The sequence below is a fragment of the [Clostridium] symbiosum genome, from assembly GCA_036419695.1.
Lineage (GTDB): Bacteria > Bacillota > Clostridia > Lachnospirales > Lachnospiraceae > Otoolea > Otoolea symbiosa_A.
The window spans coordinates 4,595,573-4,610,720 of sequence record CP143946.1 but is presented as its reverse complement, the minus strand read 5'-3'; the positions used below and the strand labels follow the sequence as shown (position 1 = coordinate 4,610,720).

Genomic DNA, 15,148 nt, shown 5'->3' with positions numbered 1-15,148 from the left:
GTTTCCCGCGGAGCGTTGTTACTGGGCACAGAGTGAACGGTAACGAATTGTATCCATCTATACCACAGACCGGAGGAATAGGAATGATAAAGCACCTGGGGCTTAAAGCCTATGGTAAGATTAATCTGGGGCTCGACGTGGTCAGGAAGAGGGAAGACGGTTACCACGAAGTGCGGATGATTATGCAGACGGTGCGCGTATACGACAAGATCGACTTAGAGCGCAGCGATCAGCCTGGAATCAGGCTGGAAACGAACCTTTACTACCTGCCTGACAACGAAAACAACCTGGGATACAGGGCGGCGAAGCTTCTGATGGATGAGTTTGGGGTCACCGAGGGAGTGGAGATTAAGATGAAGAAATTCATCCCTGTGGCGGCCGGCATGGCGGGCGGCAGCAGCGATGCGGCGGCGGTTATGTTTGGAATTAACAAGATGTTCTCACTTGGGCTTACGATGGAAGAACTGATGGAGCGGGGCGTTAAACTGGGAGCGGACGTGCCCTACTGTATTATGAGAGGCACGGCTCTTTCGGAAGGAATTGGGGAAATTCTGACGCCGCTGCCACCGATGCCGCAGTGTCAGATTCTGATTGCTAAGCCGCCAATCAGCGTTTCTACAAAATTTGTTTACGAAAACCTGAATTTACCTTCGCTTCCCCGGGATGCACACCCGGATATTGACAGAATTGCGAAGGCCATATCATCCAGAGATTTTTACGGGATTGCGGAGAATCTGGGAAACATATTGGAGACGGTGACGATTCCGGCCCACCCGATTATCCGTGAAATCAAGGAAAAGATGATGGAACTGGGAGCTGTGAATGCCCTGATGAGCGGGAGCGGCCCAACGGTGTTTGGACTGTTTGTAAATCCGGCTGCCGCCCAGGATGCATATGAGGAGATGCGCTACGGAAGCGGAAGCAATCTTGTAAAGCAGGTATATCTGACCAGCTTCTATAATGTTACAAAATAATTTAGGACAGGGGAATTATTTATGGGAAACGATTTTGAAGTAAATATGAATGAGTACCTCCCGCTCAGGGATGTCGTATTCAACACACTCCGGCAGGCCATTTTGAAAGGGGAACTGGCTCCGGGAGAAAGACTGATGGAAATACAGCTTGCAGAAAAGCTGGGAGTAAGCAGAACCCCAATCCGTGAGGCCATCAGAAAGCTGGAACTGGAGGGCCTGGTGCTGATGATCCCCCGTAAGGGAGCCGAGGTGGCCAAAATCTCCGAAAAGAGCTTAAAGGATGTTTTAGAGGTGAGACGTTCCCTGGAGGAACTGGCCATTGAACTGGCCTGCCAGAGAATGACGGACGCCGATCTGCTGGAGATGGAGAAGGCGGAAAAGGTGTTTCAGGACGCCGTTGACAATGGAAATGCCATGGAGATTGCCGAGACGGATGAGGCATACCATGATGTAATTTATAATTGCACCAGAAATACAAGGCTGGTACAGATTTTAAACAACCTGCGGGAGCAGATGTACCGTTTCCGTCTGGAATATATTAAGGATGAGGACAAGAGGCAGATTCTTCTGATTGAACACGAGAAGATTTTAAAAGCGCTCAGGAACAGGCATGTGGCCGAGGCCAGGGCGGCTGTGCGCGAACATATTGACAACCAGGAAATTACGGTTCTTAAGAATATAAAGGAGCAGGAAGAAGAATGACATTTAAAGAGTTATATTTGTCGGGCCAGATAGAGTTTGAAGAGATCGACCGCCATATTTCCAGATGGAACAATTCCGATGACGAGAGGACGCTGGCCAAATACCTCGGGCTCAACGCAGAGGAGGAGGACGTTTGGATCGAGGAAAGCGATGAGGCGCTCCAGGACATGCTGGATTCTTATGAAAAAGTCGCCGGAACTCCGGTGACGCTCGGGAGAACCGGAATTATCGTCAATAAGAACGGCTTTGGCGCTCTTCCGATGCAGAGAGTGTCGGTGGAGGCAGCCGGCAGCCTGCTTAAGAAAGCTTATGCAGCCGGAATCCGTTTCTTTGATACGGCGAGGGATTACACCGACAGCGAGGAAAAAATCGGATATGCGCTGAGTGACGTGAGGGAAAAAATTTATATTGCTACAAAGACATCGGCGAAAACAGTGGAGAAATTCTGGGCCGATCTTGAAACAAGTTTACATAATTTAAAAACAGACTATGTGGATATTTACCAGTTCCACAATCCTGCGTTCTGTCCGAAGCCGGGGGACGGCAGCGGCCTCTATGAAGCGATGCTGGAGGCAAAGGCTCAGGGGAAGATCCGGTATATCGGTATCACAAACCACAGAATGGCCGTGGCTGAAGAGGCGGTGGAATCGGGGCTATACGATACGCTGCAGTTCCCGTTTAACTATCTTTCCACAGAGAGGGAAATTGCACTGGCGGATGCCTGCCTGAAGCAGAATGTGGGCTTTATTGCCATGAAGGGCCTTTCCGGCGGACTTATTACCGATTCAGCCGTGATTTATGCGTGGATGCTCAACTATGAAAATGTACTTCCTATCTGGGGCGTGCAGCGGGAGAGTGAGCTGGACGAGTTCGTCAGCTATATTGGTAATCCCCCCGAACTGACGGAGGAGAGAAAGGCAGTGATTGAGAAAGACAGGAATGAGCTGGCTGGATCCTTCTGCCGCGCCTGCGGTTACTGTCTGCCGTGCCCGGCCGGAATTGAGATCAATATGTGTGCCAGGATGTCACTTCTTTTAAGACGCATGCCGCCGGAAGAATTTCTGACTGAAGAGGGGCAGGCAAAGATGAAGAAGATTGAGGACTGCATCCATTGCGGACAATGTAAGTCCAAATGTCCGTATGGACTTGACACACCCACCCTTTTGGAGGATAATTACAAAGATTATCAGGAAGTTCTGGCTGGAAAGTCGGTGAAAAACTGAGGATATACCTGCATTTGTACGCCTGACGGAGAATGATCGTTACAATAAAGTTAAAATTGTATAAACTTTTCATAAGCCTATTGACAAGGTGACAGGCTGTCACTATAATAAATGACAGCCTGTCACCTTTTTTAATTCATAGGAAATTATGTCCTAAGAATCGAAAAACGCTCCGCGGGGATGCACATGCCGCACAGAGGTAAATAGTTGCAGAAGCAGCCGCGCGGCAGCGCAGGAATCCCGAGGGCGGGATTCCTGGTTCCTGAGTGGCAATGCAAAGCTTGCGGAGGGTATGTTTTATTACTGCCGGCCATCTGCTGGTAAATACTACCGCTGGTAAAATTTACAGCATTGTGTTATTTTTACGCAGGGTGACGGCAGACGTTGAAAATATGAATATCAGGGGGGAAGGTTTATGCCAACAGAACGGTTTTACAGGCTCCCGGACGAGAAAAAGAGAATTATCTGCAGCGCAGCGGTAAAAGAGTTTGCGCGTGTTCCGGTTGATAAGGTGTCTATCAACCAGATTATCAAGGAAGCGGAGATCTCCAGGGGAAGTTTCTATACATATTTTGAAGATAAATGGGATCTTCTGGGCTGTATCTTTGAGGACAGCCAGAACAGGCTCAGGGAATTCTGCAGGGAAGCGCTGACGGAGTCGGATGGAGATATCTGGAAGATGCTTGAGAAACTGCTGCTGAAAACGCTTGACTATTGTTCCGGAAAAGAGCAGTTCGCATTTATCAAAAGCGTGATGTGCCACACGGGTTCGGAAGAGATCTTAAAGGGCTTTTCGGAAAGAATCAACAATGCATACGGGCATAAAAATGAAGAAATCGAGCATTGGATTTACGAAAACACTGACAAACGGCTTATGGCAGCCAGGGATTATGAAGAATTCCACTGCTTTTTCCAGCTTGCGATGTTCAATATCGCCATGGAAATAAAGTCTTATTTTGAAGAAGTGCCGGTGGAAAGGATTAAGGAGCGTTTTGCCATCAAACTGCAGATTCTGAAATACGGGATATGCAACAGCGGCTCGGAAGGACGGGCGGGGAATTGATGGAAAAAAGATAAACAGCCGGACGCCCGCTTTTTATAGTCATAGAAATCATAGAATACCAATAATTATATAATTTGGAACACCATAGAATTTTGAAACAGAGATTTTAGCAATCAAAGATTCAGAACAAAAATTTTGAAACAAAGAAAGAGGACGAAACAGGAGGACAACATGAAGAAAAAAAGTGTAATCATTACAGCCGTAGTGATTGTGGCAGCAGCGGCAATTATCGTGCCCAGGTTCTTAAAGCCGAAGGAGCAGGTGGTGGCAGCATCCATTCCACTGGTTTCCATACAGAAGCCTGAGATTGGAAATATTGAGCTGTTTACCGGGTTAACCGGTACCGTAGAACCATCTGACATCGTATATATTATACCGAAGGTAGCCGGAGAGGTCACCGATGTCTATGTAAAGGCAGGAGATTATGTGGAGGAAGGACAGAAATTGCTCCATATCGACACCAAACAGGTGGATGGCGCAAAGATCCAGCTGGATACCGCGTCGGTATCTCTCCAGGATGCCAATACAAATCTTCAGAGGATGAGCGTCCTGCTTCAGAGCGGCGATATTTCCCAGCAGCAGTATGAGCAGGTGCAGAGCAGTGCGAAGCTGGCAAAGCTTCAGTATGATGCGGCAAAGCTGGCCTATGACAACCAGATTGAATTCAGCACCATCACGGCCCCTATCGGAGGTCTTGTAGAAAGTTTTAATGTGGAAGTGCATGACAATGTGGCACAGTCCAATGTTCTCTGTGTTATTTCCGGAGAAGGCACAAAAGCGGTATCCTTTAATGTTACCGAGCGTGTTGTAAACGGCCTGAGCATGGGTGATCCAATCAGAGTAGAGAAAAACGGCAGTGAATACCACGGCGTGATCACGGAAATCAGTTCCATGGTAGATGCATCCACAGGCCTTTTCAAGGTAAAAGCATCCCTGGAAGGAGCCGATGCCCTGGCCACGGGAGCGCAGGTAAAACTTTATGTGACATCCAGCAAGGCCGAGAATGTCATGATGGTTCCGACCGACGCCATTTATTATCAGGGCGGAAATGCCATGGTTTATACATATAAAGATAACGCGGTACATGAAGTGCCGGTGGAAGTGGGCATCTACGATGCGGATAAAACAGAGATTACGGACGGCCTTACTGCGGAAGATGATGTAATTGTTACATGGAGTTCCGAGCTGTTTGAAGGTTCACAGGTAGATATCCTGGGAGAGACAGCCGGAGCGGATACTGCCGGCGAAGCAGACGGCGCATCAACAGACACGACAGAAAACACGACAGAAAACACGACAGAAGCAGATGCGAAATAAGGAGGCCATTAAATGGGATTAACAAGAAGCGTCCTGAAACGCCCGGTCACAACGATCCTGGCAGTTCTTTGTCTGATCGTATTTGGTATTTCATCCGTTTTTTCATCAAAACTGGAGCTGACTCCGGAGATGGAAATGCCGATGGTGGTAGTATTTGCTGTTTATCCGGGGGCCAACCCGGAGGACGTTGACCAACTGGTTACCAAACCGATAGAAGATGAGATTGGAACACTGAACGGCATTAAATCCGTAAACAGCTATTCCAATGAAAATATGTCCATGGTCCTTTTGCAGTATGAATACGGCACGGATATGGATAAAGCGTACTCCGACTTAAAGAAAAAGACGGATGCCATGAAGAACAGCCTGCCGGACGATGTGGATACCCCGACAATCATGGAGTTCAATATCAACGACCAGGCAACCATGTATCTGGCCGTCAACAATGACAAGGCAGATAACCTTTATAACTATGTGGACGAGAAAATCGTTCCCGAGATTGAGAAAATTTCTTCCGTTGCCAGCGTGGACATCAGCGGCGGACGTGAAGAGTACATCAAGGTGGAAGTGATTCCGGAGAAGCTCAAACAGTATCACCTGAACATAAATTCCCTGGTTACGGCCGTAGCATCCGCCAACCTGGCATATCCGGCCGGAAGCACCGAGGTGGGAAGTCAGAGCCTTTCCGTCACCACGGGTGTGGATTTTAAAGATATGGAGAGCCTGAAACGGATCCCGATCACACTTGGTAACGGCAATACCATTTACCTTGAAGATGTGGCGAACATCAACTCCACACTTAAGGACGCGGCCGGTATCGGACGCTATAACGGTAAGGATACCATTGCCCTTGGCGTAAAAAAACAGCAGAAAAGTTCGGCGATGGAGGTATCCAAAGCAGTTAACAGAACAATTTCTCATTTAACTGAAGTAAACCCAGACCTTGAAATCGTTGTAGTAAATGACAACAGTGATCAGATCAACAGTTCGCTGATCAGCGTGCTGCAGACGATGATAGCGGCAGTCATCATTTCCATGGTGATTATTTTCCTGTTCTTCGGAGACCTGAAGGCGTCCCTGATCGTAGGTACGTCCATTCCCGTGTCAATCCTGGCGGCTCTCGTCATGATGAGGGTAATGGGATTTTCGCTCAACGTTATCACGCTGGGCAGCCTGGTGCTGGGCGTCGGTATGATGGTAGATAACTCCATCGTAGTTTTGGAGAGCTGTTTCCGTTCAACAAAGGGAAAAGGATTCAACGAATTCCACAAGGCGGCCCTGGAAGGCAGCAGCATTGTGATTCAGTCCATCATCGGTTCGACGGCCACAACCTGCGTTGTATTCCTGCCGCTGGCATTCCTGTCCGGTATGACGGGACAGATGTTTAAACCGCTTGGCTTTACGATTGTATTCTGTATGGTTGCATCCCTGATTTCCGCTATGACCATCGTGCCGTTGTGCTACACGATGTACCGGCCGAAGGAACGAAATAACGCACCTCTTTCCGGTCTCGTGGAGAAGATGCAGAATGGATACAGAAACATCATGAAATCGCTTCTTCCGAAGAAGAAAACGGTTATGTTTACGACAGTCGGCTTGCTGGTTATTTCCATTTTTCTTGCAACCCAGCTTAAAATGGAGCTGATGCCTGCTAACGACCAGGGTACCGTCTCCATAACGGTAGAACTTAGGCCGGGGTTGGGAATTGAGAAGGCCAATGAAATACTGACCAAAGTGGAAGATTACGTCTCCAAAGACGAGGATGTGGAGTCCTACATGCTCTCCTACGGAAGCAGCGGACTCAGTATTGGAGGAGGTTCGTCGGCATCCCTGACAGCCTACTTAAAAGATGACAGAAAACGGACTACGAATGAGGTGGTGGATGAGTGGAGACCGGTTCTTACCATGATTCCGGACACCAATATTACACTGTCCTCCCAGAGCGCAATGAGCATGATGGGCGGTGGAAATGACGGAGTAGAGTATATTCTGCAGAGTACCCAGTATGACGAGTTGAAAGAGGCGTCGGATAAGATTGTCCAGGCGCTGAAGCACCGCTCCGAAGTTACAAGAATCCATTCATCCCTGGAAAACTCCGCGCCGGTAGTAAAGATTGATGTGGATCCGCTGAAGGCGGCGGCCGAGGGACTGACCCCTGCACAGGTGGGCGGTACGGTCAATCTGATGCTGAGCGGCAAGGAAGCCACCACGCTGGATGTGGACGGCGGCGAGATCAGTGTCATGGTGGAGTATCCCGACGGGGAATACGATGCCATCGACCAGGTAAAGGGTATCGTGTTAGACACACCGACAGGCGGTTCCGTAGCCCTGACCGACATTGCCGATATATATTTTAAAGACAGCCCGCAGAACATTATCAGAAGCGATAAAGAGTATCAGGTAACAATTACAGGCGATTTTGTAAAGGGAATTGCCAAAGATGATCAGGATGCACTTGAAACCACGATTTATAAAGAGGTGGTGCTTCCAAACATGTCCGAGAGCATTACAAGAGCCCAGAACAGCATGGATGAAGCGATGGCGGAAGAATTCTCCGCACTGGCAGGTGCGATTGCCCTTGCTATCTTCCTGATTTTCGTAGTTATGGCGGCCCAGTTTGAGTCACCGAAGTTCTCAATCATGGTTATGACGACAATCCCGTTCAGCCTGATTGGTTCATTCGGCCTCATGTTCCTGGCCGATGCGACCATCAGTATGCCGTCCCTTCTGGGATTCCTGATGCTGGTCGGTACGGTTGTTAACAACGGTATTCTCTATGTGGATACGGCCAACCAGTACAGAAGCGATATGGATCGTGATACGGCCCTGATTGAAGCCGGAGCGACAAGGCTCCGTCCTATCCTCATGACAACTCTGACGACCGTTGTAGCCATGATTCCTATGGCTCTTGCAATCGGTGACAGCGGTGAGATGATGCAGGGCATGGCCCTTGTAAATGTGGGCGGCCTGATGGCATCCACGACATTATCCCTTTTAATGCTGCCGATTTACTACACTCTGATGAACAGAGGCCACAGGGAAGAATTGGATGTGGATTAATGGTAAATGTGTGGTAAAATGGTAGCGTGGTAAGATGTTAGACTGCAGCCGCCCCTGTCGGGACGGCTGCACACAGATGGAAACCGTGGACAAAAAAGCTGCGGAGGTGAAAAAATATAAATGAAAAGAAGACGGAAACAGATAGCTGTAACGGCTCTTGCAGCCCTGACGGCAATATCTTTAACCGTTCCCGCTTATGCGGCTGCGGGGCCCTCGGGCCAGACCACTTACATAAACGGCGCAGGAGCCGGAGCAGAAGATACGGTTCTGGATTACAACGATATTGACAACAGGATTGCGAATTACAACGTGAATTACAAGCAGCTAAACTCCACTCTTGTAAACAGTTCGCAGTCACTGGATGCGGCGAGAGAGCTGAGAGAGGATGCGTCTGAGCTGATGGACGAGGCGGCCGAGCTGCGTTCCGACGGTCTGAATGAGACCAGCCGGGAATTGTACAACAGCTATAAAGAGACTGCCAAGGAACTCCGCAAGCAGGCTCAGAAGCTCACGAATGAAGAACTCAGTAAATCGGCCCAGAAAACGCTGAGGCAGATGAAGAGCAAGCTGGTGGCGTCGACGCAGCAGCTTATGATCCAGTACAGCGAGACGCTGGCCAAACAGGAGCTGATGAATAAGCAGATTGAGCTTGCGCAGGCGAATCTGGATGCGGCAAACAGGATGGCCGGAATGGGTATGAAATCGACCCAGGATATCCAGTCGGCCCAGGAGACGCTAAAACAGGTGGAGAGCGGCGCGGCCCAGCTGAAATACGGCCTCGATAATATGAGGCAGAACCTTCTGCTCCTGACCGGATGGAACCATGATTCAACGCCTGAGATAAGGCCGGTGCCTTCCGCTGATTTGGCAAGGATCGACCAGATGAACCCGCAGAACGATCTCAGCGCGGCGGTCGGAGCCAATTACGATCTGCAGGCGGTAAAGAGCGCTTCCGCTACCGGCTCATCGGCCAGGAACGTGAAGAAGAGAAACGTTGCCCAGTCCCAGCAGGATGTGGCATCCACTCTGCAGAGCCTCTATAATACAGTGATTTCCAAGCGCCAGTCCTACGAGGCGGCCCTCTCCGAGTACGGAGCGGCAGAGCAGAAAATGCAGGCGGCAGACAGAAAATATTCCCTGGGAATGATGGGAAAACTTGAATATCTGAGCGCCCAGGCGGAATACCTTACTTCAAAATCGAACAAAGAAATTGCAGACATAGAGTTATTTTCAGCCATGGAGAAGTATGATTGGGCGGTAAAAGGCCTGATCATGTCTTAAGGGAAGCGCAGAAGGAGAGTAGAAATGAAGCACAATAAGAAGGTCCTTTGTTATAAAAAAGCCCTTTGCAACAAAAAAGTTCTTTCGATACTGGCGGCAGTCTCACTGGCCGTAATGTCGCCGCTGCAGGTAATGGCGGAAAATCCGGAATTTGCCCATGACGAAGCGACCTGGGCCAGGCTCAGGGACAACGTGATGGAGTATGACGAACTTCAGATGCTGGTGGAGGAATATAACCCTACCTATATGAACAACCAGGTTTCCTATAAGGATTCCAAGACAAAAGACGATGCGGAAACCGTAAGACAGGATTTAAAAGATGCGGCCGACGATTTATCCAGCCAGGCGGAAGATATGAGGGATACGGCGGATTCCCTTCTGGATTTGGCAAATTCTCTTCAGTACATGTCCAAAGATCAGGCCGACGCCGTTCTCAAGCAGGCGGGAATCAGCAGTATCAACAGTCTGATGTCGTCCTACAATGCCATGTATATGGGCGCCGCCATGATGGATAACAGCGCTCTGAAGCAGAACATTTCGGCAGACAGCACTTACGACGACGATGAATCCAGGAAACTTAAATATTTAAAAACACAGAACGGCCTTATCATGTCGGTACAGACCATGTTCGCTTCCTACAATCAGATGAAAAGCAGCCTGGATGTCATCCAGAAAAACATCGAGATTATGGAAGCCGTGCAGCGTTCCACAGAAACAAGAGCCGGACTCGGTATGGCAACGCAGGCGGATATCCTGACGGCGAAGAAAAATGTACAGTCGCTCCAGTCCACCTACACCCAGACCCGCAGTTCTTTGGATTCAGTGAAACAGAGTCTCTGCATCGCTACCGGCTGGCAGTTTAATGCCGACCCGGATATCAGGGAAGTTCCGCCTATCGATATGAACAGAATCGCCGCCCTTAATCTGGAAGCAGACAAAAAGACGGCGCTGGAAAACAACTATGATTTAAGATACGACAACAAGATCTTAAAGAACATGACCGAAGGTTCCACAGACAAAAAGAACATGGAGCGGACGATCAAAAACCTGGAAGAGACAATCGGAGCCACAATGGTAAATCTCTATAATGATATTTACCAGAAGCAGACGGCTCTGGAGCTTGCAGACGCGGCTCTGGCGACCGAGACTACCGCCATGAATGCAATGGAGAGAAAGTACCAGCTTGGAATGGCAAGCCAGCTGGAATACCTCCAGGAGCAGGCGGCCTTCCTCGGCAAACAGATTGACCGCCAGACGGCAGAGATATCCCTGTTCCAGGCGCTTGAGACATATGACTGGGCGCTTAAGGGGATGATGTCGGGCGCCGGGCAATAGCCGGGAACCGGAGATGAAAATGGACACCGGTTTAAGCTTAAAGTAATGGATACTTAATTTCGCGATAACAGCTCCGCAAGGCGGAAACGGACGCGGACAGTGACTTCTGGTTCTGAAGAAGTTTCTGTCTGCGTTTTTTTGCCTGCGTCTGTCTGAGCTTTTTGGCCTGAAACGCTTACGGAATTTTTATCCGGGGGATTTGGGCTGGAGGCGTTCGTGTCGGAGGGCTTCGTCTCCCCGAAGACTACGCGGCGGTGTTTCATTAAGTCTCGGTAATCGTTTTCAGTCAGAAGATTTCTAAGCTCTTCTTTTGAAGAATCAGGTACCTCGCAGACGGATGCCTGTGAAAAACACAGCGGCGGATAGAGGACGCACCACCAGTTTTTTCCGCTGCCATTTCCCAGGAGGACGCGGACGGCGTCATATGTTCCGCAGGGAAATGTAACGTCACCGTAGATTTTGGTTGGAAAATAACACTGTTCGATCCGTATGTCCGCGGAATAATTAAAACCTTTGGAGAACATATAGGATTCGGCGGTATTTTCCAGCTCGGTTTTATGCTCATTTATATAAGAGATAAGCTCCTCTTTGGAGAGTTCCTCATTTTCCAAATCCTCGTACATGGTATCGATGAGAAGCTGTTTTACCTCTAATTTTAGATTCTGATCCGCTTCACTGTTGCTGTTGGCCAGCACATGAAAACGGAGAATCTGCGGCGCCAGCTCGCCGGAAAGCGTCTCCTCCGCCGTCCGCGCACAGTTCAGGGCGACGGGCACCGAAGCCAGCAGGGCGAGGGAAAGAGAGGCACTGAAAAGAAGGGCAAGTTTTTTTAGATTCCTTTTCTGTAATTGATTCATATAATATGTAATATGTGGGTGTGACATTGGGTTACCTCCTTGAGTGATATTTCAGTTACTGCTTTATTTCTTACAATTTATTTCATATTTCTATCTTACTTATCCCAAGTATTGACAGTTGTGATATAATCTAAACAGTTTGAAACGATATCCGGAAAAACGGAAGATAAGGTGAAGCGATCAACGATATCCGGCAGAATTCAACAGAAAGGCAGATCAAATAATTATGAAAAAAAGAATTCTTGTTATTTTCGGCGGACAGTCCTCGGAGCATATAGTTTCCTGCATGTCCGCAGTAAATGTAATCAACAATATAGACAGAGATACATATGAGGTTCTTATCGTGGGAATCACGGAAGAAGGGCGCTGGCTCCTGGTAGATTCGGTGGAGGCTATTAAGGATGAGAGCTGGAGAAACGGAACCGTGCAGGCTATCCTTTCACCGGATGCCACGGAGAAATCCGTGATTGTCATGGATGGAAGCAAAATAGAGAAGATAAAGGTAGACGGAGCATTTCCGGTTCTCCACGGCCTGTATGGGGAGGACGGAACGATCCAGGGGCTTTTTGAGCTGGTACAGCTCCCCTATGTAGGCTGCGGGGTGCTGGCATCCGCTGTTTCGATGGATAAATTCTTTACAAAAATCATTGCGGACCGGGTTGGTGTCCGTCAGGCGGCATATGAGCCGGTTATGAAAGAAGAGATTGCAGATGCAGAGGGAATGGAGGATGCCGTCAAGAGGGTGGAAACCCGTTTTTCCTATCCTGTATTCATCAAACCGTCCAATGCCGGTTCTTCCCGGGGTGTATCCAAGGCGGAGAACAGAGAACAACTTGAAAAGGGACTTGTGGAGGCAGCCCTTCATGACAGGAAAATTCTTGTGGAAGAGACGATTGTCGGCCATGAGATAGAGTGTGCAGTTTTTGGAAATGGCAAAGAACCGGTGATTGCATCCGGTGTCGGCGAAGTCCTGGCTGCCGCAGAATTCTATGATTTTGAGGCCAAATATTTTAATGCGGAGTCCAGAACCGTTGTAAATCCGGAGCTTCCTGGTGACAGCGCCGAGAGAGTCAGAAAGGCAGCGGTTGAGATTTTTAAGGCAGTCGATGGCTATGGTCTGGCCAGAGTGGATTTCTTCGTGACGGCCGACGGGGATGTTGTATTCAATGAAATCAACACAATGCCGGGATTTACGGCCATCAGCATGTATCCAATGCTGTTTGAGGCAGCGGGAATCAGCAAGACAGAGCTGGTTGGAAAGCTGATTGAGCATGGGCTTAAACGGTTTTAGTCTTGTAATAGGGCCTTGGGTTCGGCTCTAAGGGGAAGATGGCGGACAGTATGGTAATTCTGGGGGATGTCGGTTTGGGGAGTTGATTCAGGGGATGTCAGGGTGGAAAACTTATCTGGGAATGACAGGTTGGAAAACTTATTAGGGAATGTTAGGTTGGAAATCTCATCCTGAAAGCATCGCTTTGAGAATTTCATCCGGGGAACATTCCCCGGGGATGTCTGCCAGGACAAAAATGGAGGATATATATGGATAGAAATGCACCAATTGGAGTCTTTGATTCCGGTGTGGGCGGCCTTACTGTGATGAGGGAGATTATGCGCCAGATGCCGGATGAGAGGATTGTATATTTTGGAGATACGGCCAGGGTGCCTTATGGAAATAAATCGAAAGAGACGGTGATCCGCTATTCACAGCAGATTATCCGCTTTTTGCAGACCAAGGATGTAAAGGCGATTGTTATTGCCTGCAACACCGCGTCTGCCTGTGCCCTGGAGGCCGTGGAGAAGAGTCTGGACATCCCGATCATCGGAGTGATTTCCGCCGGCTCCAGAGCCGCCGTGGAAGCCACCAGAAATGGGAAAATCGGCATTATCGGAACAGAGGCCACGATTCGCAGCGGCGTATATTCCGAAGAAATGAAACGTTTGAGGGAAGATATAGAAGTGACGGGAAAACCCTGTCCTCTTTTCGTGCCATTAGTGGAAGAGGGACTGCTTCACGATTCCGTAACGGATGAGATTGCCTCCCGCTATCTGGCGTGTCTTAAAGGAAAGTATATAGACACACTGGTGATGGGCTGCACACATTATCCGCTTCTGCGATCCACATTCAAACGCCTGATGGGTGACGATGTTACACTGGTCAATCCGGCCTATGAGACGGCTGTGGAGTTGAGAGAACTTTTGGAAAAGAATGAGATGACGTGTACTGGGGAGAGTTTTGGAGATGGGAATGGTGAAGATGGAAGTAGCGGACATGGTGGCTTTGAGCATGGAAGCTGTGGACATGGAGGAAGTAAGCAGGGGAATTGTGGACATGGCGGCAGTGAGCAGGGGAGTTGTGGGCACGGTGACTGTGAACACGGGGGCAGTGAACAAGGCTGTCATGCACATGGGGCTGGGGAAAAACACAGAGATCAGTATCAGTTCTTTGTAAGTGACCTGGCCGAGAAATTCACGAATTTCGCAACATCAATTCTTCCGAAAGAGGTCAAAGAGACAAAAAAGATCAATATTGAGGAGTACTGATATGACAAAGGATGTACTTGTAAGCATCAGCGGAGCCCATATGGTGGACGGCGAAAGCGACGATGTATCCGTAATTACGGCGGGCACCTATTATCTGAAAAATGGGAAACACTATATTCTCTATGACGAGCTGATCGAGGGCGTAGAGGGAGCTATCCGCAACACGATCAAGGTTGGCGACGGGACGGTAGAGATAATCAAAAACGGAAGCGCCCGCTCCCACATGGTATTTGAGAAAGAAAAGACAAATGTCTGCTGTTACGCAATGCCGTTTGGACAGATGATGGTCGGAGTGAATACGGACGATATTGTAATAGAAGAAAGTCCGGATCGGCTGCTGGTGGAGATTGAGTATTCGCTGGAAGTGAATTACGAAACGGTTTCGCAGTGCCATATTGTGATTGATATACGGTCGAAGGCGAAGGCGGATTTGAGGCTTGGGGAATAGGTGTCTTGTAGGGAAAGAAGCGGTAAATACTGGGATTCAAGAAAAAATAAGAAAATATTAGGAATAACTTACTGTTAGAATGGGAGGGGGAATATTGACCTCCCATAAAATTGGTGTTATAATTTACGAAACTCAGAAGATTCTATAATATCGTATCGAAAGATGTCGCTTAATATATCTGTTAAGCGGCATACGTTTGAACAGCATTTGAAATTGAAATGCAGGATGCAGTTTCAGCATGGATGTTCAGCACGAATGCGGCTAGATTAATGAAGATACATCTTTTTGAGAATACAGGATTATAGGCAGATGACGTGAAGCATTGGCACACAGATTCCGGGCTATAT

The 15,148-nt window shown here is 48.7% G+C and carries 12 protein-coding genes; 11 read left to right on the top strand and 1 reads right to left on the bottom strand.

Annotation, left to right across the window (positions count from 1 at the left end; genetic code table 11):
- The first annotated feature begins 83 nt into the window (after window positions 1-83).
- The 8 genes from ispE (at window position 84) to V3C10_20570 (ending at window position 10,955) form a co-directional block, all read left to right on the top strand.
- The gene (gene ispE, locus V3C10_20605; protein WVP61678.1) at window positions 84-974 is read left to right on the top strand and encodes a 4-(cytidine 5'-diphospho)-2-C-methyl-D-erythritol kinase; all 891 of its coding nucleotides are present in this window, start codon (window positions 84-86) and stop codon (window positions 972-974) included.
- Between the two features lie 21 nt (window positions 975-995).
- Window positions 996-1,676, top strand: a complete 681-nt coding sequence (locus V3C10_20600) for a GntR family transcriptional regulator (GenBank protein ID WVP61677.1) — start codon at window positions 996-998, stop codon at window positions 1,674-1,676.
- A complete protein-coding gene (locus tag V3C10_20595; GenBank protein WVP61676.1) occupies window positions 1,673-2,899 on the top strand; it encodes an aldo/keto reductase in 1,227 nt (408 codons plus the stop codon). The genes V3C10_20600 and V3C10_20595 overlap by 4 nt, the downstream gene beginning before the upstream one ends.
- Before the next feature lie 415 nt (window positions 2,900-3,314).
- On the top strand, window positions 3,315-3,962 hold the full coding sequence (locus V3C10_20590; GenBank protein WVP61675.1) for a TetR/AcrR family transcriptional regulator: 648 nt from the start codon (window positions 3,315-3,317) through the stop codon (window positions 3,960-3,962).
- 171 nt (window positions 3,963-4,133) lie between these two features.
- Window positions 4,134-5,279 (top strand): efflux RND transporter periplasmic adaptor subunit, encoded by a 1,146-nt coding sequence (locus tag V3C10_20585; protein WVP61674.1) that lies wholly within the window; start codon window positions 4,134-4,136, stop codon window positions 5,277-5,279.
- Window positions 5,280-5,291: 12 nt separating this feature from the next.
- Window positions 5,292-8,339 (top strand): efflux RND transporter permease subunit, encoded by a 3,048-nt coding sequence (locus tag V3C10_20580; protein ID WVP61673.1) that lies wholly within the window; start codon window positions 5,292-5,294, stop codon window positions 8,337-8,339.
- A 120-nt stretch (window positions 8,340-8,459) separates the two neighbouring features.
- Entirely contained in the window at window positions 8,460-9,620 is a 1,161-nt protein-coding gene (locus tag V3C10_20575) for a TolC family protein (GenBank protein WVP61672.1), read from the top strand.
- Window positions 9,621-9,644: 24 nt separating this feature from the next.
- Window positions 9,645-10,955, top strand: a complete 1,311-nt coding sequence (locus V3C10_20570; protein WVP61671.1) for a TolC family protein — start codon at window positions 9,645-9,647, stop codon at window positions 10,953-10,955.
- A gap of 53 nt (window positions 10,956-11,008) precedes the next feature.
- Here V3C10_20570 and V3C10_20565 read toward each other — a convergent pair whose 3' ends face one another.
- Window positions 11,009-11,839, bottom strand: a complete 831-nt coding sequence (locus V3C10_20565) for a stage II sporulation protein R (GenBank protein WVP61670.1) — start codon at window positions 11,837-11,839, stop codon at window positions 11,009-11,011.
- 199 nt (window positions 11,840-12,038) lie between these two features.
- Between V3C10_20565 and V3C10_20560 the strand changes: the two genes are divergently transcribed.
- The 3 genes from V3C10_20560 (at window position 12,039) to V3C10_20550 (ending at window position 14,801) form a co-directional block, all read left to right on the top strand.
- Window positions 12,039-13,103: a D-alanine--D-alanine ligase family protein gene (locus V3C10_20560; GenBank protein WVP61669.1), complete on the top strand. Its 1,065-nt coding sequence runs from the start codon at window positions 12,039-12,041 to the stop codon at window positions 13,101-13,103.
- A gap of 248 nt (window positions 13,104-13,351) precedes the next feature.
- Window positions 13,352-14,353 (top strand): glutamate racemase, encoded by a 1,002-nt coding sequence (murI, locus tag V3C10_20555; protein WVP61668.1) that lies wholly within the window; start codon window positions 13,352-13,354, stop codon window positions 14,351-14,353.
- A 1-nt stretch (window position 14,354) separates the two neighbouring features.
- Window positions 14,355-14,801, top strand: coding sequence for a DUF1934 domain-containing protein (locus V3C10_20550; protein ID WVP61667.1), 447 nt, complete (start codon window positions 14,355-14,357; stop codon window positions 14,799-14,801).
- Window positions 14,802-15,148 lie beyond the last annotated feature (347 nt).

Excerpts from the sequence above, each read along its gene's own strand:
- ispE (WVP61678.1), top strand. The coding sequence starts at position 84 with ATGATAAAGCACCTGGGGCTTAAAGCCTATGGTAAGATTAATCTGGGG.
- V3C10_20600 (WVP61677.1), top strand. The coding sequence starts at position 996 with ATGGGAAACGATTTTGAAGTAAATATGAATGAGTACCTCCCGCTCAGG.
- V3C10_20595 (WVP61676.1), top strand. The coding sequence starts at position 1,673 with ATGACATTTAAAGAGTTATATTTGTCGGGCCAGATAGAGTTTGAAGAG.
- V3C10_20590 (WVP61675.1), top strand. The coding sequence starts at position 3,315 with ATGCCAACAGAACGGTTTTACAGGCTCCCGGACGAGAAAAAGAGAATT.
- V3C10_20585 (WVP61674.1), top strand. The coding sequence starts at position 4,134 with ATGAAGAAAAAAAGTGTAATCATTACAGCCGTAGTGATTGTGGCAGCA.
- V3C10_20580 (WVP61673.1), top strand. The coding sequence starts at position 5,292 with ATGGGATTAACAAGAAGCGTCCTGAAACGCCCGGTCACAACGATCCTG.
- V3C10_20575 (WVP61672.1), top strand. The coding sequence starts at position 8,460 with ATGAAAAGAAGACGGAAACAGATAGCTGTAACGGCTCTTGCAGCCCTG.
- V3C10_20570 (WVP61671.1), top strand. The coding sequence starts at position 9,645 with ATGAAGCACAATAAGAAGGTCCTTTGTTATAAAAAAGCCCTTTGCAAC.
- V3C10_20565 (WVP61670.1), bottom strand. The coding sequence starts at position 11,839 with ATGTCACACCCACATATTACATATTATATGAATCAATTACAGAAAAGG.
- V3C10_20560 (WVP61669.1), top strand. The coding sequence starts at position 12,039 with ATGAAAAAAAGAATTCTTGTTATTTTCGGCGGACAGTCCTCGGAGCAT.
- murI (WVP61668.1), top strand. The coding sequence starts at position 13,352 with ATGGATAGAAATGCACCAATTGGAGTCTTTGATTCCGGTGTGGGCGGC.
- V3C10_20550 (WVP61667.1), top strand. The coding sequence starts at position 14,355 with ATGACAAAGGATGTACTTGTAAGCATCAGCGGAGCCCATATGGTGGAC.